Annotated in this window: 14 protein-coding genes; 8 read left to right on the top strand and 6 right to left on the bottom strand. The window is 48.1% G+C overall.

The genetic code is table 11. From position 1 onward, the window contains the following. The first annotated feature begins 1 nt into the window (after position 1). Positions 2-1,039: a hypothetical protein gene (locus tag ACLO87_RS07975; RefSeq protein WP_430223311.1), complete on the top strand. Its 1,038-nt coding sequence runs from the start codon at positions 2-4 to the stop codon at positions 1,037-1,039. A 386-nt stretch (positions 1,040-1,425) separates the two neighbouring features. Here ACLO87_RS07975 and ACLO87_RS07970 read toward each other — a convergent pair whose 3' ends face one another. Beyond that, positions 1,426-2,526 (bottom strand): tyrosine-type recombinase/integrase, encoded by a 1,101-nt coding sequence (locus ACLO87_RS07970; protein WP_430223310.1) that lies wholly within the window; start codon positions 2,524-2,526, stop codon positions 1,426-1,428. An 806-nt stretch (positions 2,527-3,332) separates the two neighbouring features. Here ACLO87_RS07970 and ACLO87_RS07965 point away from each other — a divergent pair. The 3 genes from ACLO87_RS07965 (at position 3,333) to ACLO87_RS07955 (ending at position 6,975) form a co-directional block, all read left to right on the top strand. Continuing rightward, positions 3,333-4,487 carry an ABC-three component system protein gene (locus ACLO87_RS07965; protein WP_430223309.1) on the top strand — a complete coding sequence of 385 codons (1,155 nt, stop codon included), beginning with the start codon at positions 3,333-3,335 and terminating at the stop codon, positions 4,485-4,487. Continuing rightward, positions 4,484-4,999 (top strand): three component ABC system middle component, encoded by a 516-nt coding sequence (locus ACLO87_RS07960; protein WP_430223308.1) that lies wholly within the window; start codon positions 4,484-4,486, stop codon positions 4,997-4,999. The genes ACLO87_RS07965 and ACLO87_RS07960 overlap by 4 nt, the downstream gene beginning before the upstream one ends. Before the next feature lie 77 nt (positions 5,000-5,076). Then, complete coding sequence (locus ACLO87_RS07955; RefSeq protein ID WP_430223307.1) at positions 5,077-6,975, top strand: DUF3732 domain-containing protein; 1,899 nt, start codon at positions 5,077-5,079, stop codon at positions 6,973-6,975. Positions 6,976-7,273: 298 nt separating this feature from the next. Here the strand turns inward: ACLO87_RS07955 and ACLO87_RS07950 are convergent, their stop codons facing one another. The 5 genes from ACLO87_RS07950 to ACLO87_RS07930 all read right to left on the bottom strand — a co-directional run bounded on the left by ACLO87_RS07950 (position 7,274) and on the right by ACLO87_RS07930 (position 15,456). Further along, complete coding sequence (locus ACLO87_RS07950; protein WP_430223306.1) at positions 7,274-8,596, bottom strand: hypothetical protein; 1,323 nt, start codon at positions 8,594-8,596, stop codon at positions 7,274-7,276. A 148-nt stretch (positions 8,597-8,744) separates the two neighbouring features. Continuing rightward, positions 8,745-11,960, bottom strand: a complete 3,216-nt coding sequence (locus ACLO87_RS07945) for an RNA-directed DNA polymerase (RefSeq protein WP_430223305.1) — start codon at positions 11,958-11,960, stop codon at positions 8,745-8,747. A 146-nt stretch (positions 11,961-12,106) separates the two neighbouring features. Further along, on the bottom strand, positions 12,107-12,751 hold the full coding sequence (locus tag ACLO87_RS07940) for a hypothetical protein (protein WP_430223304.1): 645 nt from the start codon (positions 12,749-12,751) through the stop codon (positions 12,107-12,109). Between the two features lie 393 nt (positions 12,752-13,144). Next, a complete protein-coding gene (locus tag ACLO87_RS07935; protein ID WP_430223303.1) occupies positions 13,145-14,353 on the bottom strand; it encodes a tyrosine-type recombinase/integrase in 1,209 nt (402 codons plus the stop codon). A gap of 179 nt (positions 14,354-14,532) precedes the next feature. Next, positions 14,533-15,456 carry a YicC/YloC family endoribonuclease gene (locus ACLO87_RS07930; RefSeq protein WP_135861593.1) on the bottom strand — a complete coding sequence of 308 codons (924 nt, stop codon included), beginning with the start codon at positions 15,454-15,456 and terminating at the stop codon, positions 14,533-14,535. 96 nt (positions 15,457-15,552) lie between these two features. Between ACLO87_RS07930 and rph the strand changes: the two genes are divergently transcribed. The 4 genes from rph to glnA all read left to right on the top strand — a co-directional run bounded on the left by rph (position 15,553) and on the right by glnA (position 19,665). Beyond that, positions 15,553-16,278: a ribonuclease PH gene (gene rph, locus ACLO87_RS07925; RefSeq protein WP_430223302.1), complete on the top strand. Its 726-nt coding sequence runs from the start codon at positions 15,553-15,555 to the stop codon at positions 16,276-16,278. 15 nt (positions 16,279-16,293) lie between these two features. Continuing rightward, positions 16,294-16,908: an RdgB/HAM1 family non-canonical purine NTP pyrophosphatase gene (gene rdgB / locus ACLO87_RS07920; RefSeq protein WP_135861595.1), complete on the top strand. Its 615-nt coding sequence runs from the start codon at positions 16,294-16,296 to the stop codon at positions 16,906-16,908. Then, positions 16,908-18,116, top strand: coding sequence for a radical SAM family heme chaperone HemW (gene hemW, locus ACLO87_RS07915; protein ID WP_430223301.1), 1,209 nt, complete (start codon positions 16,908-16,910; stop codon positions 18,114-18,116). Before rdgB ends, hemW begins: the two co-directional genes overlap by 1 nt. Before the next feature lie 136 nt (positions 18,117-18,252). Continuing rightward, entirely contained in the window at positions 18,253-19,665 is a 1,413-nt protein-coding gene (glnA, locus tag ACLO87_RS07910; RefSeq protein WP_135861597.1) for a type I glutamate--ammonia ligase, read from the top strand. The last annotated feature ends 63 nt before the right edge of the window (positions 19,666-19,728 follow it).

The following is a 19,728-nucleotide window of genomic DNA, read 5'->3' as shown; positions in this document are numbered from 1 at the left end:
TATGGCCATTGTCAATCTTGACCAGAGAAGCAATCGAATTCAAATTTCTGCCTTTGAAGTAGAAAATAAGATTTTATTTGAGTTTTTTAATAAGCTTCCTTCTTCTGACCGTGATGGTCAACTCCACAAGGCTCTGTATATCGGGGTTCTGGCGTTGATGGAGGATAGGCTATCTAGCTTTCTTGCACGGACGAGCAACGAGCTAGGCACCGAATTGGAAAGCCTGAAGATCATATTCGATATGAAGAAAGAGCTCTTCTATCGATCGTCAGTGAAAGGTGTATTAGCTGAAGCCGATATCGCCGATTATTTGATGGATTTCATTGCGAAGCAGAAGCTGCCTGATAAGGTTGAGCTAACAGGCGACCGTGCCGGTGCCATCCGCAGGAATAAGACTGGTGACATCGTTTGTCATTTGAATGGTGATGGCGGAAAGCGAATCGCGATCGAATGTAAATTTGATAAAAGTATCCGATTGGGTGACATTCAGACAAAGGATGTTTTTACCAAAAAGTCCGATACGGCTTGGAGCCAATTACTCGAAGCTCAGGCCAATCGAGATGGCCAAGCAGGCATAATTGTGTTCGACATTTCGATTGTCGATGGAAGCGTTTTGAACGCGGTCCAGGATGTTCGGTTTATTCCGGGAATCGGACTGATCGCTATCATAGACTCTCAAAAGGGCGATTATCGGAATTTATCGATTGCTTATATGCTCGCTCGAGACATTGCTTTAAACGCTAAAGTCGTTGATCTTGACGTCGATGTTTTAAAGGCCATCGTGAATCGTTTGATCAAGGACGCGCGGGAAATAACTCTCGTAAAGAATTTGATTGCAGTAAATATAGACAATTTGAAGCAAATTCTTCATCAGATAGAAAAAAGTATCCTCCTTGCTGAATTTAATCAGCGCTATCTTTCAAAATTTTTGTCGGAAGGCACCCTCACGAAAGAAGATATGCTCGCGTTCTATGCCGGCGATGAGGTCAAGGATCGATTTCGGTTGATTGAACGTGAGATCGCAGAGCTGGGCACATAGACTGTTCCTGTGTGGCTTCGGCTGCTGGATTAATCTTGGGAAAGAGTGGACTATAAGGGTGGATATGGTATTGATCGTGGTATTTTAAAAATTTGGATTTTTAAATCGTTGATTTTTAATGGATAAAAGTTTATATCAACAATTAGTGGGAATCATAAATGGTGGGCGCTGTTTGTAGCTGCCAAGTCAGTGCTGTGATGGCCTTGTTTTGGTAGAATTCATAAGATCCTGCTGGGAAAATTCAAACGGATTAACGGCTTTCTCTCTGTTCGCATCTAAAAAATCAGCCCACCACTGCATCATCAGTCTGCGTTCATCCAAATGTTCGGCCTTATGAATATATGCGGCTCGGACAGAGTTTCTCTCTTGGTGGCTCATCTGCCGTTCTACGGCATCTCTGGACCACAGTTTTGATTCAATGAGTGCACTCTACAGGCCATGGTCCTAAAACCGTGGCAACAGACCTCTGTTTTCGTGTCATAACCCATTGTCCGTAAAGCGCTATTAACCGTATTTTCACTCATGACTTTCTTGGAGTTATTGTCATTGGTGAAAATAAGCTCTTTATCACCAGTCCAGTTATAAATGCGTCTCAATATTATTATTGATTGAGTGCTGAGTGGTACAAGGTGAGGGGTACGCATTTTAGAGCCGCGGTGAGAGAAGCGCATGCCTTCTATTGGTTCTCGTTCTGCGGGAATTGTCCAAAGCGCTCGCTCAAAATCTATCTCGTCCCAACGAGCAAACCGCATTTCCCTTGAACGTACAAAAACACGTAGTGCGAGCTCAACAGCCAGGGTGGTAAGTACTCTACCTTTGTAATTACTAATCCTTTCTAAAAGCTCAGGTATGCGCTCAAAAGGTAAGGCTGGACGGTGCTTTTCTTTACTGGTCGGAACTGCGCCAGCGATATCTTGTGCTGGATTGAAGTCAATCAGGCCGCTTTGAACAGCAAAACGCATAATCGATGTGATGCGTTGCTGTAAGCGGGAGGCTACCTCCAAGCGGTCAGAGTCTACAACAGTACGAATGGGTACGAGTAGATCACGTGTTTTAAGATCTTTAATGTCTGTTTTGCCGATAACTGGAAAAATATCAGCTACTAGGCTTTGCAGCACCCTATCTCGGTGAGATTCAGACCATGTTCTATTGTTGGCGTGCCACGCTCTGGCAATATCCTCAAAGGTAGTGCCATTGCACTCTTCAAATCGTTCTTGTTTTTTTTGCTCACTTGGATCTACGCCTTCAGCCAATAGTTGTTTGGCATCGGTGCGTTTAGTCCGAGCTGCTGCAAGTGTGGTAGCTGGATAGACTCCCAGTGCTAGGGTTTTTTGTTTGCCGTTAAATCTATAACTAAGTCGCCAATACTTGGAGCCGTTAGGATGAACAAGTAAGTGCATGCCTTCGCCATCGGTTAGCTTATGGTTTATCGGCAGACTTTGCTGCGCGTATCTGCGTATCACTGAGAGCCATGACTGTTGGTACATTCTTTGATGAGTAGAGGTTGTACCAGCATATACCAACACTTATACCAACAACAAATGCTTGATGTGGGTAGACTTCAGTTGATCTGGGGAGAGTGTAAATGCTTGGAAAGCCTTGTAAATGCTGGGTTTTAGGCAAAAAAATAGACCTCAAATGAGGTCTGTGGTCGGGGCCAGAGCCATACGATGACTGAAAACCCTGTGTTCATGAGGTTTTTTGGGATTTCTTGTTTTTAGAGGTACAGTCCTAGGAATACACGGGGTAAAAGTTGCGCATAAGCGACGTGCTTGCAACAATGTTTCGAGGAGTGCAGCCGTTCCATCTGAGATACATCAGTTGGTCGGAGTGGTATTCAAGTGCTGTTCCAAATCTGCAATGGCCTAAAAGACATTATCAACTCGGGGGGGGGGCTGTTCGACAACCATCTCACTCATTGCATCGTAGGTGCGGGCCAGCTCACTCTACATTATGTCAGATGGCATCAGTATAAAAGACTAGTGTACAGCCACGTCCAGTCGCAGGTTTACACAGGCAAAGAAGAGCTGAGCATACTGTGGCAGTCCAATGCTCCAAAGTAGGTGGCATGTGATGATAGAGGCACGTATGCATCAGGGTCGTAGCTGGATGGTTAGTAGTTGATTGCTTCTCTGTTACACTCATTGGTCATTCAAAGGGTATTGTAGAGCCGCCAAGACACTTAAGTTTATCAAGAGGAGCAATGGGAAGTGGCATGCATTTTTCTTGAGCCGATGGAATTTCACTCATATTCCACCTTGGCGATCTTGGGTCATTATCAATGAGCGTGGTCTTGTCTGCACCAGTCGCGCACAGCGCCCCGGGACAGTATCTTGGTTTTGCTCTGCAGCCAGTGCGAATGTGTTTTTATTTGATGCGCGAAGGTAATGGCAGTCATGTTTCTCTTGAGCACTTGGATGATGTTGCTATTCATTACGCTGATGGTTCTGTCGTTGTTGAGCAGGCAAAAAGTGCGTTGACGCACAATCCCATTTCCAACTGGTCAGATGATTTATGGAAGACGATCGCCAACTGGCTCCGAGCGATTCATGCCAAACAGTTGGATCTTCAAAAAACACATTTTATTCTATATGTGACGCCAGCGAAGACTGGGAAATTCGCCAGTCTGCTCAATGAGGCTACAACCACCGAACAAGTACGTACCCTGACAGAACAAATTCAGAAAAGTCTAGCATCCAATAAAACAGTACCTGCCTGTATGCCTTATCTCAAAGTTTTTCTCAATGCTACTGAGGAACAGAGAGCCGGGCTCGTTAAACGGATGTCTATTGTCAGTGTTGATGATGATCCACTAAATGCGCTGCGTGCTCTCTTAGCAGTGACCGTTCCAGATTCGTTGATTGATTCCATTTGTCAGGCTGCCATTGGGATGGTCAAAGAGCGAGCAGATAAATGCATACGCAATAATGAGCCGGCCGTCATTAATGTGACGGATTTCAAAAGGATATTTCATGCCTTTGTTCAGCAGCACAATCTGTCTGGCTATCTTTCTTCATTCACCGCAAAGCCGGGCGATAAGGTGCTGGAGCAAACCTTGCGCGGACGGCCGGGCTTTGTCCGACAATTGCAGTTCGTTGAGGCATCAATGCAGGATCAGTTGCGCGCAGTGAGCGATTTTCTTCGTACGTCAGCGGATAAGGCCGACTGGGCCGAACGTGGCTTGGTGTTTGATGGAAGCTTCTCCGATCTAGACGACACGCTGTTGCGCCACCATAGCGCATTACAAGGGGAGGTTAATGACTTGCATCCAACATTGAGTGATATAGTTAGGGGCCGTACAGTTTACCGCCGTTGTTCTACTCTACAGATTCCCATGGACGGGCGTGAGTTGCCGGGGCATTTTACGCACGGCTGCTTCAATGCGTTGGCCGACGAGGGGACGCTTGGTTGGCATCCGCACTATAAAGAGCTGCTGGACAAGTTATGAGCTTGATTTCCCTTCTGCATCGTCCTGCGTTGACTGAAATGGCCTTGATTCAGAATCCGGCGTTAGGTGCTTTCGCGTTATGGAAATTCGGTTTGGCCTACCAAGGTCGGGAGGGACATCATGTCGAACTGCCTCTGATGTTCCTGGTCTTGCCATTGGTGCTCCATAAGCCTACTCGTGAACTGATTGTAGGGACAAATAGGACATCGGGCCTCGCCTTGTTTGCAGGTAAGCTCGCTGAAAACCGTGAAAATCTACTTGCAGTTCATGAGCGGGCATTAACTCTTCGGCATTTGACTCTGGAGTCGATCGTCCTGGGTGAGCAGTCGCAGTTGTTGAGTATCGATGCAACGCGGGCTACGGTAAGGGCCAACGCACTGAGCGGCACGCTAAAGGTACCTATACTTCCAGAGCAAATCAACTGGCTTATTCCTTCCTGTGAACGGCTTGGCTATTGGTTTGCGGGTCTGTCGAATCAACAAGTGGCGCGTACGCTTAACGTGGAATTCTGATGTATTTTCAGCTTTTGAAAGTGGTTCTATGGCCAAGGACGGAGGGGGAGCCTCGGGAAGTCCTTTTTGAGCCGGGCATGGTCAACGTGATCAGCGGAGCGTCCAAGACAGGGAAGTCGGCCATGATCCCCATCATTGACTATTGCTTGGGATCGGAGAAGTGTACCGTTCCTGTCGGAGTAATACGCGAGTCGTGCTCATGGTTTGGGATTGTGGTCGACACTGCTGAAGGGCAAAAACTGTTGGCTCGTCGTGAACCCGGTATTCAGCAAAGCACTGGAGATATGGTGCTGCTTGAAGCGCGAGAAATCGAGCTCCCTAAGAAAATTGATACCAAGACAACTAACGTGGATTATGTGAAAGCGGTGCTGAACCGCCTTGCTGGCCTGTCTAACCTTGAGTTCGAGCCGGGGACGGAGGATCGGTATAAGTACCGGCCTAGCTTTCGGGACTTGATGGCTTTTACGTTTCAGCCACAAAACATCGTGGCCAATCCGAATGTGATGTTCTTTAAGGCGGACATAACGGAGCATCGTGAGAAGCTTAAGACGATTTTCCCCTATGTGTTGGGCGCGGTTAGCTCGGATATTTTGCAAGCTCGCCATGAGTTGGATCGGTTATCACGTCAATTGAGGCGTAAGGAGTCGGAGCTGCGCGCACGTCAGGCTTCTGGTGCCGTCTGGCAGGGGGAGGCTCAAGTTTGGGTGAGACAGGCCATTGAGTATGGCTTGTTACCTCCCTATTACGAGGTGCCAGATGATTGGTCGACAATCATTGATACGCTTCGAGACGTGCTCGGTAGCGATGTGCGCGGAGCGGTGCCGACACTGGGTGGCATGGACGTGGTCATGGCACGCCTTGCCGAATTGCGTGGAATGGAAACAGCTCTTGCTGTCCAGTTGAATCAAAGCCGTCAACGATTGCACGAGCTTGGGCGTTTAGATGAGAGTAGTGATGCCTACGGTACGGCATTGAGGGTACAGCGTGATCGCCTAGCGCTTTCCAAATGGATACGCGGGCTGATACAGGAAGAATCAGATGTGGTGTTTGAATTAAACGAAGCAGGGCGTGAGCGTTTAGGGCAATTGTGTGGAGCTTTAGATGCCATTGAGGTTCGACTGCGATCGCATCCAGGCATTACTGAGACCCTCGGTAAGGAAACACTGCGGCAGCGCGAAACAACGCAAGTGGTGCTCGAGAAGTTGCATGCTGTTCGCCAGGAAATTCGAGCGTTGGAGGGCAAGTCTAACGAGGCCACCGAGGTGAGAGAACGGGGCGAGCGCGTTGAGCGTTTCCTTGGTCGGCTTGAAGAATCACTGCGCCTCTACGACGCTGCTGATCTTTCTTCTGGTTTGAGTCGTGAAATCGCTGAGCTGCAAGTAGAAATCGAGCGTTTGAAGGCATTGGTGGCGGAACATGAAATAGCTAGAAAGCTGACGAATGCGCTGGACACTCTCCAGAAGTTTGCTGGGCTACTCGTTCCTAAACTGGATGGCGAATGGCCCGAGGCACCGGTGAGACTCATCATTTCCGAACTCACCGTGAAGGTGATACGCGGCACGCGTGATGATTATCTTTGGGAGATCGGTAGCGGCGCAAATTGGCTAGCCTATCATGTGGCCATCACGCTTGCTCTTCAAGCCTACTTTTTGAAAACCCCCAATCATCCGGTGCCAGGCTTACTGATTTATGATCAACCCAGTCAGGTCTATTTTCCTGTGAGTCGTGCTGGTGATAAAGGACTGGTTCAAGGCGATCCGAAGTGGCATGATGAGGATGTGATTGCGGTGCGCAAGGTATTTGATCTGCTGGCTAAAGTTACACAAAAAGCGGCGGGGAAGATGCAGGTTATTGTATTGGATCATGCCAATGAGGACGTATGGGGCAAGCTGCCCAATACTCGTTTAGTCGAGGAGTGGCGTGGTGATGCGCTTGTTCCCGCTGCTTGGATGTCGGGTAGCCAAGAGAATGCCTAGCCGAAACTGATAAGCGGGACGCTACGGGGCTAGTGGAGTGGCGTTTAATGCCTTAAAGATGATTTCGGGCCATTTCTCGAGAAATGCGATAGAGCGATTGGTCCGCAGCAATGCCCATTTTGATTTGTTTATAGGGTGGAGCAAGTTCCGTGTGTCGCGTATTTCATGGACATCCTTGGCGGGATGTGGTTGGTTTGCGTAGTGCTGACGTGTGGTGGAGTGTGTCCCTGAGGTGACTTCACTTTCATTGCTATGGTGTATCAACAAGGGTTTCAGGATTAAAGACTGTTTGGCCTGACTAGCTGCTCTTGTTCATATAATCCTCGACCAATGCCTTGGCTTTGATCTGGTCAATGAGAGGTGGCGAGTAGGGGCGTGCTGTCATGATGTCGCGTAGCTGTTCCGGCGTGATGCAGTCGAAGGTGGCGGGTACTGTGACGCCTAAGCCCTTTGTCAGTTCCCAGTTCATGCCTTTAACGACGGCACAGCAGTCCATGCAAATAAGTTGTATGTGGCGCCATAATTCGCTTCGATAGGTGGGAGCATGGGTTTGAAATCCTACTTTCCCCTTCTCAAACTTGACTGTTTGATGCTTCGGACGCATGCAGATCGGGCAGTGCCAATCGCCCCCTAACTCCTTCCACATTTGGGCCGAGCCCGCCTGAGATAAGAGAATCGCTTCGTAGTTCTTGGGCGGCGTGTCGCGCGGCTTTTTTTGCTCTGTTCGCCAACGGCTCCTGTTTGCGCGATGAACGACTGTCTCTTGCTTTAGAGCGTGTTGTAATGCATCGGCTGAGAGCCATTCGAAGCCAGCTTGCGTCCGACGGTTGTGGCGATTCGCCAGCGTAGGGACCGGTATGAACCCTAGAGGATATTTTTCATACCAGTGGTCCTGGGTAACGGCTGCTTTGGCGACCTCAAAGATCAACTTCATTCGAGCGATATAAGCTGGGCGTACGACTACCCAAAGGTCTTTTAACTTGCTTTCATTGATCTGATGAGGGACGTGAGGCCGAGGTAGGATGAATTGTTGGAGCTGGCCAATGGAAAACGATTGATGTGTGAGGTTTATCGCGTCGTGTTGCGACAGTAAGGCTTTAGCAGCCGTGTCCGCGTTATTGCAATCCTCACACACTAGTACGGGGGCGTATGCAGCAAAGGCACCCGCCATGTGTTCGACCATAGACAAACCGGTATCGGTGGGGCGGTTTGTACCCGTCTCGATGAATACCTTGTTGAATGCTGCTTCGAGCGCATCACTCATGTGATCGTGGTGCTCAACCAGTTTGGCCAGAATCTGGCCTTTATTGCCCGTTCGGGATATTTCAAACTTATTGCGGTCGCAGCATGGACAGTGCCAGTTTTGTGCAGAACCTATCCAGGAGCTGTTCATTTCGAACAGTTCCTGACCGTGATGTGATTTGATCCGAAGAGATAATGGCGAATCGGGGCCGTCAAGTAAGGTCAGCGTCCCATCGTTGATGCACTGAATGGCGAGCTCCAAGGCGCGTGCATGGCGAGCGATTATCTCGTCATGGTCTGGCTGATACTGTTGTGCCCATTCGGCCAGCGCGTTGAACGTGATGCTGCTTGCATTAGGTGAGTCCCTGTGGTTCGTCACGGTGGCTTCTCCTATAGACTACTCTGACGGCCCGGCATGAGAACAAAATCTTTCTATTGCCGTACCATCACGAAACGCTAACATGATTTGCATGCGCAAACTTTTATTGGCTTTCTCCCGTAAGCCGTTTACCAACAGGTTGGGTAAACTATTTTGGCGGCAGCCTTCTTCTAGAACTGCGAATTCTGAATCCTTCTGGAACGGGTTTAAACGGGTCATTTTTTTCTGGCCACCGTTTAGCGCGGCTTTGGAAGGCCCTCAACGAATCAATGTCCAGATCGACAACTACACAAAAGTCATTTGCTCCGCCTCGTACACGAGCAAGATCTCTCCGAAACGATTCTTTGCTTGGGGCACGAACACGGCTATCTCCATACTTTCGATTATTTACAAGAATGGTGTAGGCGTGCACATCCAGCGCGGCCGACTCAATTAGGGATGCAAAGGTGTCTAGATCCTGATTCCAAGACAGTACCATCAGGGCATCGATTTCTCCTTGGAACTGAATCCGTGCTTGGCTATTCTGCAATTCAGAGCAGACCATTACACCCAGGTGAACGTCGTTATGAATGTAGATTGGTTTTCTGCGTGAGTAGGGGGGCTTCCAAGTTTTTCCAAGCTTTGACGTTAGCTCACGATCCTCTCCGACCGCTGGTTCAATTTTCGGTTGCCATATTCGGACAGAGGAAGGAAAACCTAAGCGATCATCTGTGAGTACTAAGCAGGCCTCACTGCGGATCTTATTGCCACCATAGTGACGGTATTCTGTGCCCGCAATGAGGCTGATGCCAGCCCCAAGTAACCTACTCGCAATACTATTAACCCATTCGAGTGGGAGTGATAGTTCAGGAAGAATAAGATAGTCCGGTTTAGGCCGTACCGTTAGCGCCTGATTAACTAAATCGCATATACGTTTGTAGCGTTCAAGTGTCAATTCCGGTTTCCCTGAGGCAGTGCCCCCCCACGAACTGTCTTCAGTCAATAGATTGGTAATCGCAACAACTACCGATTTCTTTTTCTGCGTTCCAATGCGAAGCCGCTTACGAGATTGAGGCTTAGTTTGGAGTTTTCTATCATTTAGTACGATTTCATCATCGAGCAGTGCAGGTTTGACCCAAACACCTCTAACAGCCCGTACATACTTTGCCCAGATTGACTGAGGTTTAGCGGAAGTGGTTGTCTCAAGGCCGACGCATTGAGGAGCCAACTCAGCAACTTCAGTCGCTGAGTATGGACGTGTAGGGAAAAGATAAGGCAGATCGATGCTCTCGTCAGTACTTTTGTTTGCGGAAACTGTTGGTAAACGTTTTTCTTTTGAGACATGCAAAAACTGCTTGAGGCTGTCGACATCAATCAATGATGTTCTTTTAAATTTTTTTAGTATTTCTTGTTCTTTTTTCTTGTCTCGTTTTTTTATTAGCGCAGTGGCGAACTTGCCCTTTAGGAGCTCTTTGTATGGCATCCTAGCAAGGTCACTTTGTGCAAGAAGCGGAGCAATTTCATAGAAGGTGTCACTATTTATGGGGAACTCGAGAAAATTTACACTGTTAAGCTCGTTCCAAAGTTGAGCCATAAAAATTTCCGCAAGTTTAGATTCTTTCCAATGCGGCTTGTTAGATAAAAGACTGCTAGGGTTGTAATGCTTAGCTGCTGCATCTATAAAAGCCGCGGCTAGAGAGCCGCGGACGCAGTTCCAGATGAGGTTACTAGCTAAGCAGTCGTAGCCGTTGATCTTGACCTTGCTTTTTGTTGGTAGTTGTTCAAGTTGATCAATACAGTGGAACGAGCGCTTCACGATAGCTTCTGCCTGACCCCACTCACCCATACCGACTGCAAATCCCAGCAATCTTGGTAGATACATGTAATGAGCGAAAATCTGCTCAGGCCGAAGAATGTGGTTATGCGCGAACTGATAAAACTCATGACGTTGCTTATGCCAAGTCCCTGCTGGCAAGTCATGAGCCAAGGTTTCAACATGTCTAAGTTGTAAAGACCAGCCCAGGCGTCTTACAGTGAGCCCATCAGCACGTCGTAATGAGTCAGCACCTTCACCTATAGAGCCTGCGGCCGATAGCACTCTTGCTGCAGTAGAGTGTTCGAGTTGATCGGGGGAGGGCATTAATCGTTGTTCACTGGATAGCTCACTGATCTCCTTCTCAATGCTATCTAGTAAGTCACAACCTCCTTGCCCGTCTAGCATAAAAAGCTTCTGTTTCTGTGCTTGCAGTTCAATCAGAGATTTTTTCTGGTATTTTTTACCGAGCTCTATACGCCATGTATCAGTAAGCTTATTACCTACAACAGCTTGGGTGAGTCTTTTTTTACCAAGTCTTTCCTGAATAAAACTCATTAACAATGCTGAGCTGCGAATAGTACCTGGGTCTCTTAGCACCAGAAACATGTCATCAATGTAACGGCCGTAGTGTATAGGAGTAATCTTTTCCCTGATCAGTTTATCCCATTTATGCAAAACGACATTTGCAATAATTCTTGATGCGGTTAAGCCAATCACAAGCCCACCATTAACCTTGCCAAGCTTACATCCGAGCTGTTCAGCAAACTTTCCAGCTTGTTTGGCCCAGTTGTCCATCAGGCGCCCTAGATGTTTGGTGAAGTCGCGCTCCTCATCAGATAATGACTTTTCGCCCTGCAAACCAATTTCTTCCTGAAAGGCATCGGAGGTCACCATCATCGGATCGAGCAAGTGATAGTAGCTTCTAAGGTCTAGTGAAACTGCGACTACTTTTCGATCCTGCTCCAATTCATTCCGGATAGCATTCAAACCATCTGCACGCCACTTCTGATAGTGTTGATAATATGGGGCAAAAGAGCCGATAGCTGTGATGTGAAAAGGTTTTTCTGCTTTCTTGTCAATAACCTCCTCATTGCGAATACGACGTAAGCGAGCGCCATAGCAGCTATCGTCTAAACAGGCATCAAACTTGTGTCCCACCATATTGATCCACAGAGCGGATATAATATGCGTGTCAACAGGGAAATCGCCAACGATACGGAACTCAAGTTCAATGTCATAGGACTCTTTAAGATGTTCAAACTCCCGATCATGGTCCGAAAAATGAGTATGCCCATTCGAAACCTCTTCTTTTGGCTCTCGCGATAATTTTTTTGGTAGTAGGCGACAGTCACCAAGTAAGTGCTGGGTTTTGTGGAACCCACGGTTTTTCTGTAATTTAGCTAGCAATAATTTGAGATTATTGAGCAAGTCCTGTTCGTACTCAGCGAACTTTGCAGCTGTTGGAAAGCTGTTCTCAAAAAACTGGTCAGCTTTGGCTTTGCGATAAGCCACAATCAAATCGGACAGGGTGAGTTGATTCCAGCCCTTGAATTCTGCTTTGTAGTTCACCTGCTGCTACTCCTTCTACCTAACTTGAGCGTTTGGCGGTTTATGTTCGGTCATTTTCGATGCGCCACAGTACCAATGTTTCTTATTAAAGCACCTGGAATGCCATAAATTTCTAGGTGCTTAAAACCAACCTGTTAACGCATTTGTTAGTCTTCTTCGGTATTATCCAGATATACATAGAATCCTGTTGTATTCTGGCTATCCGTATTTGTTATTCCTTGATATGAGAATTGCGCGAAAAAAGGGTAAGAGTTAACTGAGTAGTAAACGCTGGTATCTTTTGCATATTTTTCATGCAACTTAGCCTTTATTTTTTCCGGTACTTCCGGGTTCAAACCAAAGCCTACGATTTGACCGCGTTTTTCTTTGGCCGAAAGAAGCCCCTTTAGCTCGCTTACAGAGATTAATGGAATACCAAGATTTTGCGCTGGCTGCAAAGCGAAGTTTCCGGAATTCAGCATATTTGATCCGCTAAGTCTTTCGATAACTATTTTGTCGTTACCGTCATAAATATCTACGGCGAGCTTTTGGGCAGGGCCTTTCGAATTATTCTCGAAGTGGAGGGTCAGGAATGGTTCAGATTCGCCTAGCCACTTCTCCAATGTTACCCCCATCAATTGCACTTTAGGTCGATATTCCTCTTGCGCAACTTGCTCCAAAACACTTTGTTTTGGGAATAAGGAAATCACCAATGCAATAATTCCTACAACCAACCCCCACAACGAATACTTGCTTGGAAGAGACCACTTTTTGTACTGACTTGATTTTGGTAACAATTCTAAAGCCTTCAAAAACGTTATCGAAGATCGGCTAACTGGGTTTAGACTACAGACAAAAAGTCTTGTCATTCTCATAAAACCGAATTTATTCGCATTTATGAGAGTGGGAAGTAGCAAGTAAACTTTTGAGGAAAACTTGTCCTGAATCACCTACGTCTACGGATTTTACCACCCAGACAAAGTCGTGAAGTAGTGTGTGGCTACAATTACTTCGTATTAGCTGTCTGGTAGATAACTTGATAGCAGTTCGTCCTTATATGGCTCCTAGACCGAAAAACGACTTTCTGCCTCATAACGATAAAAACTTTAAAATCCTTGCCTGGTACGGGTTTTGAAAAGTTTTTAGTGGTCTGTATATGGTGGAAGTAATTATTTTTGAGTTGCCTGTTGTCATTGGGGGGGTTATTAGATGGTTCTTTCAAGCTTTCTTGCAAGGGCTATTAGTGCATCTCGCCTCTCATCAAAATAATCATGCCGATTATAAATGCCCTCTACACCTTTAAGCTTATGGTTCAGGCATCGCTCAGCCACATGGCTAGGTACACCTATAGCAGCTAATAAGCTTCTACAAGTACGCCGTAAGTCGTGCACAGTAAAGTACTCCAGATCTCCCATCTTGTTTTCAGGCTGTACAGTTTTACCTGACTCTTTGCCAAATAGTTTAGCTATTGCCCGGTTTAGGGTGTCTTTACCCATATGGGGTACTTTGCTTGGTCTTCTGTTAGGGAAGACATAAGGAGAGCCAAAGGCACGAACTTTGAGTTCGTGTAGCCATTCAAGTGCCAGGTCGGGTAAGGGGATATCAATGGCTACACCTGATTTGCTACGTTCGCTAGGCAAGTACCAAACTTTTGCATCTAGATCGAATTCGCTCCATGCTGCTTCAGTTAACTCACCTTTGCGCACGCCGAGCAGCACCAAAAGAGCGCAAGCTAAGTAGTTGTCGCGGGTAAAGCTTTCTATTTCTTCTCTGAACTTTTTAAACACAAAAGAGAGCTCATCTAGCGTCAGGGCTCTATCTCTGCTGTTTTCTACGCCCCCGGCATCCACTACATCAAAAGCACTCGCAGGGTTGTGAGTGACGATATCCAGTTTGATTGCATGGTTAAAGAGTTGTTTGCAATAGAGTAGGGCATCGTTAGCAATAGTGGGCCTATTGCTTTCAGCTATATTTCGCAGAATTTGCCTAATGTCTCGCCCTGTGACAGTTGTTGGCTGCATTTGACCGATTACGGGGGCGATGTCTTTGGTGTAAACACGGAAGGGGGTGTGATGGTGCTTAAGCCGTTTTATATTGCCTTCATGCCAGTCGGCAAAAAGCTCATCTACGGTATCCATAGGGCCGTATATGGCTCTTTTTTTCTCTATAAGTGGATCAAGGCCTTCACGGTGCTGCTTCATCTTCAGCGCAGCCTCGGTTCGAGCATCGGCAAGAGATAGGTCATCCACTTTGCCTAGCGTCATTTGCTTACGCTTTCCACTAGAGGTGAAGCGTAGTGCCCAATAAGCGCGGCCTCTGCTTGGTACTACTAGGTAAAGACCATTGCCATCGGCGAAGTGCCCAGGGCTACCTCGAAGCTTTGCGCTAACTTCTTTGCTTGTAAGTGCTGACATAGAAACCTTACTCCAAATGTACTCACCACTGATGGAAGTGAATTGTACTATGTACTCACCATTGTACTCACCGTTTATTTCTTGATATGGGTGGGTGTTGGTGGAGTTGTGTGGAGTAAGGTTTTGTTTATCTTATTGAACTTATTGGGATAATTGAGTTTGATTGATTTCTGTGGGCATCACTCGATATTCTGCGCCTGTTCACGCATCTGCTCAATCAGAAGCTTCAAATCAATCGCTGCTTCAGTCACCGTCAACGAACCTGCTTTAGAACCCAGAGTATTAGCTTCACGGTTCATTTCTTGGAACAGAAAGTCCAGGCGCTTGCCGCTACTGCCCTTACGCTGGCGTTTATTGCCAGTGTCTTTGCCTTGCAGAATGTGTTGCAGTTCTTTTAGGTGAGAGCGCAGGCGAGTCAATTCTTCAGCAACGTCAGAACGCAAGGAGAACAATGAGGCTTCTTGCGCAATACGTGCTGACAACTCTTCGCCAGAGATATGGCTAAAGCCTTCTGGATTAGCAAGGTTCAAGCTCTCGCGCAAACGGTCACTGATTTTGTTTTGCTGGTCTTGCAGCATTTGCGGAATGTGCTGTTCTACGTCAGCCACGATGCGCTGAATGTCTTCTGCAATGGTGAGCATATCAGCGGCCAAGCGCTCACCTTCGCGCAAACGCGCTGCTTGGAAGTCTTGAAGGGCTTGCCCCAAGGCTTCTAAACAAGTCGCTTGCCACTGTTCCGCTTTTTCTTGAGTTTGCTCTTGCTGTTGCGATTGCATTAACTCTTGTAGTTTTGGGGCAGGGGTATCCGGAATAAAACTGCGAGCCAAGGCCAGTTCAGCGGCGAGCTTTTCTAGGTACGCCGGGTCTAAGCGGCTTTTCTGCACCAGCAGGTTTTTATGGAAAGAAAGACGCAGCTCGATTTTCCCACGCTGCAATGACTCGCTTAAGCGCTCACGAACTTGGGCCTCAAGAAAGCGTAATTCTTCAGGAATGCGTAGATTCAGGTCTAGGTAGCGATTGTTGACGCTGCGCAGATCAATGGTGATACTGCCTAGTTCTGACTCGGCGCGCGCGCTACCGAAAGCGGTCATACTGCTGATCATAGGATAAGGTACCGTGTGTATGCTTGAATTAGAGTATTGTAGCCTGTTCTAATAGCGACTTCGGGCGAAGTCGTCTAAATCAGTAGGAGAAACAAGTTGTCAGGTTTGCAGAATTACGAACGTCATGCCGCGCGTGCGCATGATGCATTGCGCAGCATAGAGTTTGAAGTGAATTTCAGCAAACACGCTGAGGGTTCAGTACTGATTAAAGCGGGCGATACCCATGTGCTGTGTACAGCCAGTGTAGTGGATAAAGTGCCTGGTTTCTTGAAGGGTAAAGAGCAAGGCTGGGTAACGGCCGAATACGGTATGTTGCCTCGCTCTACGCATACACGTATGGATAGAGAGGCCGCCCGAGGCAAACAAAGTGGCCGTACTCAAGAAATTCAACGTTTGATTGGCCGCAGCTTGCGTGCTGTGGTGGATCTTAAGGCGTTAGGCGAGCGTTCCGTGCATTTGGATTGCGACGTACTGCAAGCGGATGGCGGCACACGTTGTGCGAGCATCACTGGTGCGTGGGTGGCGTTGGCGATTGCCTTGAAGCGTGTGGGTCTAGAGCAAGCGTTAACTGGTCAAGTGGCGGCTGTCTCAGTAGGTAAATTGGGCGATAGCTTACTGTTGGATTTGGATTACGACGAAGATTCCGGCTGCGATGCTGACGTGAACGTCGTGATGACGGATGCTGATCAACTGGTAGAGATTCAAGGCACGGCGGAAGGCAACACCTTTAGTCGTCAAGAATTGAATGCGCTATTAGATAACGCACAAGCTGGTATTCAACAATTGCACCGTGCACAACGTGCAGCGGTAGAGCGTGCTTAAGCAGGTGAGATAATTATGGCACTACATAAAGTCGTACTGGCATCGAACAACGCCGGTAAGTTGCGTGAGTTTTCTGCGATGCTGGAGCCCGTTGGGCTGCAGATGATTGCGCAGGGCGAGTTAGGTGTCCCAGAAGCGGCTGAGCCGTTTCATACCTTTGTGGAAAATGCCTTGGCTAAAGCTAGGCACGCGAGTGCGATCACGGGTTTGCCTGCTTTGGCGGATGATTCAGGCTTATCAGTGCGTGCTTTGGATGGTGCTCCGGGTGTGTATTCGGCTCGTTTTGCCAGTATGGCTGGCGGTGAGAAGTCCGATGCGGCGAACAACGCGCATTTGGTTTCCAAGCTACAGGGCGTAAGCCAGCGTGAAGCCCGTTACGTGGCCTTGTTGGTGTTCGTGCGTCATGCGGAAGACCCCTGTCCCATTATTTGTGAAGGGTTCTGGGAAGGTGAGATTGTGGATCAGCCTCAAGGCGAAAACGGTTTTGGCTACGACCCGCACTTCTTCCTGCCTGATCTGGGCAAAACTGCGGCGCAATTAAGTTCTGCAGAAAAAAACAGTTTGAGCCACCGTGCTATTGCTTTGAAGCAGTTGCTACAGCGCTTGCAGCATGAAGGATGGACGAGTTAATGATCTCCATTCAGCCTTTGCAACGCGTACAACCACGCAAAGCGGATGAATTCAGATTTAGCACGCTGCCGCCACTTGCACTGTATATACATGTGCCGTGGTGCGTGCGCAAATGCCCGTACTGTGATTTTAATTCCCACAAAGCGCCGCAAACATTGCCTGAAGAGCAGTATTTGTCAGCACTGAGAGCCGATTTAGAGCAATCTTTGCCCTTGATCTGGGGACGTCAGCTGATTTCCGTGTTTATTGGGGGTGGTACGCCCAGTTTGTTATCTGAGCAAACGGTAGACGCCATGCTCTCTATGATCCGGGCCTATTTGCCTCTGCTGCCGGATGCAGAAATTACGCTTGAAGCTAACCCCGGTACGGCTGAGGCTTCTCGCTTTAAGGCGTATGCGCAAAGCGGTGTAAACCGTATTTCGTTAGGTATACAAAGTTTTGACGACAATGCGTTGAAAGCTTTGGGCCGTATTCACGATGGTCAGCAAGCCCGCTTAGCCATTGAGATGGCGCAGCAAGCCGTAGAGCGTGTGAACTTGGATGTGATGTTTGCGTTGCCAGATCAAACGCCAGAGCTAGCGATTAAGGATGTACAACAAGCGCTTAGTTTTGGTACTGAACACTTATCGCTGTATCACCTGACGTTAGAGCCCAATACGGTATTTGCGAAGTATCCGCCGGTGCTGCCAGATGAAGATCAAAGCGCTGTGATGCAAGATGCGATGATACAAACGGTGCAAGAGCACGGTTTCGAGCAATATGAAATCTCCGCCTACAGCAAACCGGGCCGACGCAGTAGGCACAATATGAACTATTGGGAGTTCGGTGACTACTTGGGTATAGGCCCGGGGGCGCACAGCAAATTATCGTTTCCCGATAGAATCGTACGTCGCGCGGTATTGCGAAACCCGCAGTCGTGGATGGAAGCTGCAGAAAAACGTGATGGTAGCCACTTAGCTGAAGATGTAAGCGTTGCGTTTCACGACGTGCCGTTTGAGTTTATGTTGAATGCATTGCGTTTGAAACAGGGTGTGCCGGTAGGGCTCTACGAAGAGCACACAGGCCAGCCACTAAGTTATGTACTGTCAGCGTTGCGTCGCTGCCGTGATAAAGGCTTATTGGCTGACGACCCACTGCGTATTCGTGCATCAGAAATGGGCTGGCGTTTCCTAAATGATCTGCAAGCGGAATTTTTACACGATCAGTAGTTGTTTTCCTGTTGTTGTTGCAGGTTTTTTTAACGGCTGCCTAGCCCTTGAATTACAATAAAACAGGCCCTTTGCAGCACGGGCGTGCTGTAAGGTGGCCTTTATCTCTGCTTTTTAGCCTTATTCTGGAGTCATAATGTCTACCCCCGAAGAGCTGGTCAAACTCATTGCGGAACGTAATGTTGCCTTCGTCGACTGCCGTTTCACGGATACGCTGGGCCGTGAACACCACCTGACTGTGCCAGCGCACAGCTTTGATGAAGAGCGCATAGAAGGGGGGGTAGCGTTCGATGCATCGTCTTTGCCTGGATGGAAAGGAGTGGAATGCTCCGACATGCTATTGCTGCCAGACGCTAGCTCTGCCCGCTTAGATCCATTCCGCGAAGAAAGCACGCTTATTGTGACGTGCGATGTAGCAGAACCTACCGATTTGAATGGTTACGATCGTGATCCACGTTCGTTGGCCAAACGTGCTGAAATTTACCTGCAAGCCAGCGGCTTGGGCGACACCGCCTATTTTGGTCCTGAGCCTGAGTTTTTCGTTTTCGACAATATTCGTTGGAACGATCAAATGAATGGCTGTATGGTTGAAATTGGTGCTGAGCATGCCCCTTGGTCTACCGCTGCTGCGTTGAATGGTCATAACTTGGGCCACCGTCTGCGTGTTAAAGGCGGCTACGCACCCGTACCACCCGTTGATAGCTTCCACGATCTGCGCTCAGAAATGTGCGTACTGATGGAACAGCAGGGCGTGCCAGTTGAAGTGCACCACCACGAAGTGGGTGGTGGCGGTCAGTTGGAAATCGGTACACGTTTTTCCACGTTGGTGCAGCGCGCCGACTGGAACCAGATCATGAAATACACCATCATGAACGTGGCTCACGTGTACGGTAAAACAGCGACCTTCATGCCTAAACCCATCTTGGGCGATAACGGCTCTGGTATGCACGTGCACCAATCCATCTGGAAAGACGGTCAGAACTTGTTTGCCGGTAATGGTTACGGTGGTTTGTCTGATATGGCCTTGTTCTACATTGGCGGTATCATCAAACACGCTCGTGCACTGAACGCCATTACGAACCCAACTACTAACTCCTACAAGCGCTTGGTACCTCACTACGAAGCACCTGTGAAGTTGGCGTACTCGGCTCGTAACCGTTCAGCGTCTATTCGTATCCCTTACGTGAGCAGCCCTAAAGCACGCCGTGTAGAGGTACGTTTCCCAGATCCAATGGCTAACCCATACTTGGCATTCTCTGCCATGTTGATGGCTGGTCTAGACGGTATTCAGAACCGCATCCACCCTGGTGATGCTGCTGACAAAAACTTGTACGACTTGCCACCGGAAGAGGATGCAAAAATCCCAACCGTGTGTAGCTCGCTGGAACAAGCGTTGGAAGCACTGGATAACGACAGAGAATTCTTAACTCGTGGCGGTGTATTTAGCAACGACATGCTGGATGCCTACATCGAGTTGAAACAAGCCGAAGTGAATAGGTTGCGTATGACGCCACACCCGGTTGAATTCGACATGTACTACAGCCTATAAGCGTAGCTAAGGCTGTACCGCCCCTGTCTGCATGGCAGGGGCTTTTTTTTCTTTGTTGGTAGG

The organism is Paenalcaligenes sp. Me52, from assembly GCF_050487965.1.
GTDB lineage: Bacteria > Pseudomonadota > Gammaproteobacteria > Burkholderiales > Burkholderiaceae_B > Paenalcaligenes.
Note: the sequence above shows the minus strand (reverse complement) of the source record. Positions and strands in the feature narration are given on the sequence as shown.

Excerpts from the sequence above, each read along its gene's own strand:
- ACLO87_RS07955 (WP_430223307.1), top strand. The coding sequence starts at position 5,077 with ATGGTCAACGTGATCAGCGGAGCGTCCAAGACAGGGAAGTCGGCCATG.
- rdgB (WP_135861595.1), top strand. The coding sequence starts at position 16,294 with ATGGCACTACATAAAGTCGTACTGGCATCGAACAACGCCGGTAAGTTG.
- hemW (WP_430223301.1), top strand. The coding sequence starts at position 16,908 with ATGATCTCCATTCAGCCTTTGCAACGCGTACAACCACGCAAAGCGGAT.
- ACLO87_RS07930 (WP_135861593.1), bottom strand. The coding sequence starts at position 15,456 with ATGATCAGCAGTATGACCGCTTTCGGTAGCGCGCGCGCCGAGTCAGAA.
- ACLO87_RS07975 (WP_430223311.1), top strand. The coding sequence starts at position 2 with ATGGCCATTGTCAATCTTGACCAGAGAAGCAATCGAATTCAAATTTCT.
- glnA (WP_135861597.1), top strand. The coding sequence starts at position 18,253 with ATGTCTACCCCCGAAGAGCTGGTCAAACTCATTGCGGAACGTAATGTT.
- ACLO87_RS07935 (WP_430223303.1), bottom strand. The coding sequence starts at position 14,353 with ATGTCAGCACTTACAAGCAAAGAAGTTAGCGCAAAGCTTCGAGGTAGC.
- ACLO87_RS07960 (WP_430223308.1), top strand. The coding sequence starts at position 4,484 with ATGAGCTTGATTTCCCTTCTGCATCGTCCTGCGTTGACTGAAATGGCC.
- ACLO87_RS07970 (WP_430223310.1), bottom strand. The coding sequence starts at position 2,526 with ATGTACCAACAGTCATGGCTCTCAGTGATACGCAGATACGCGCAGCAA.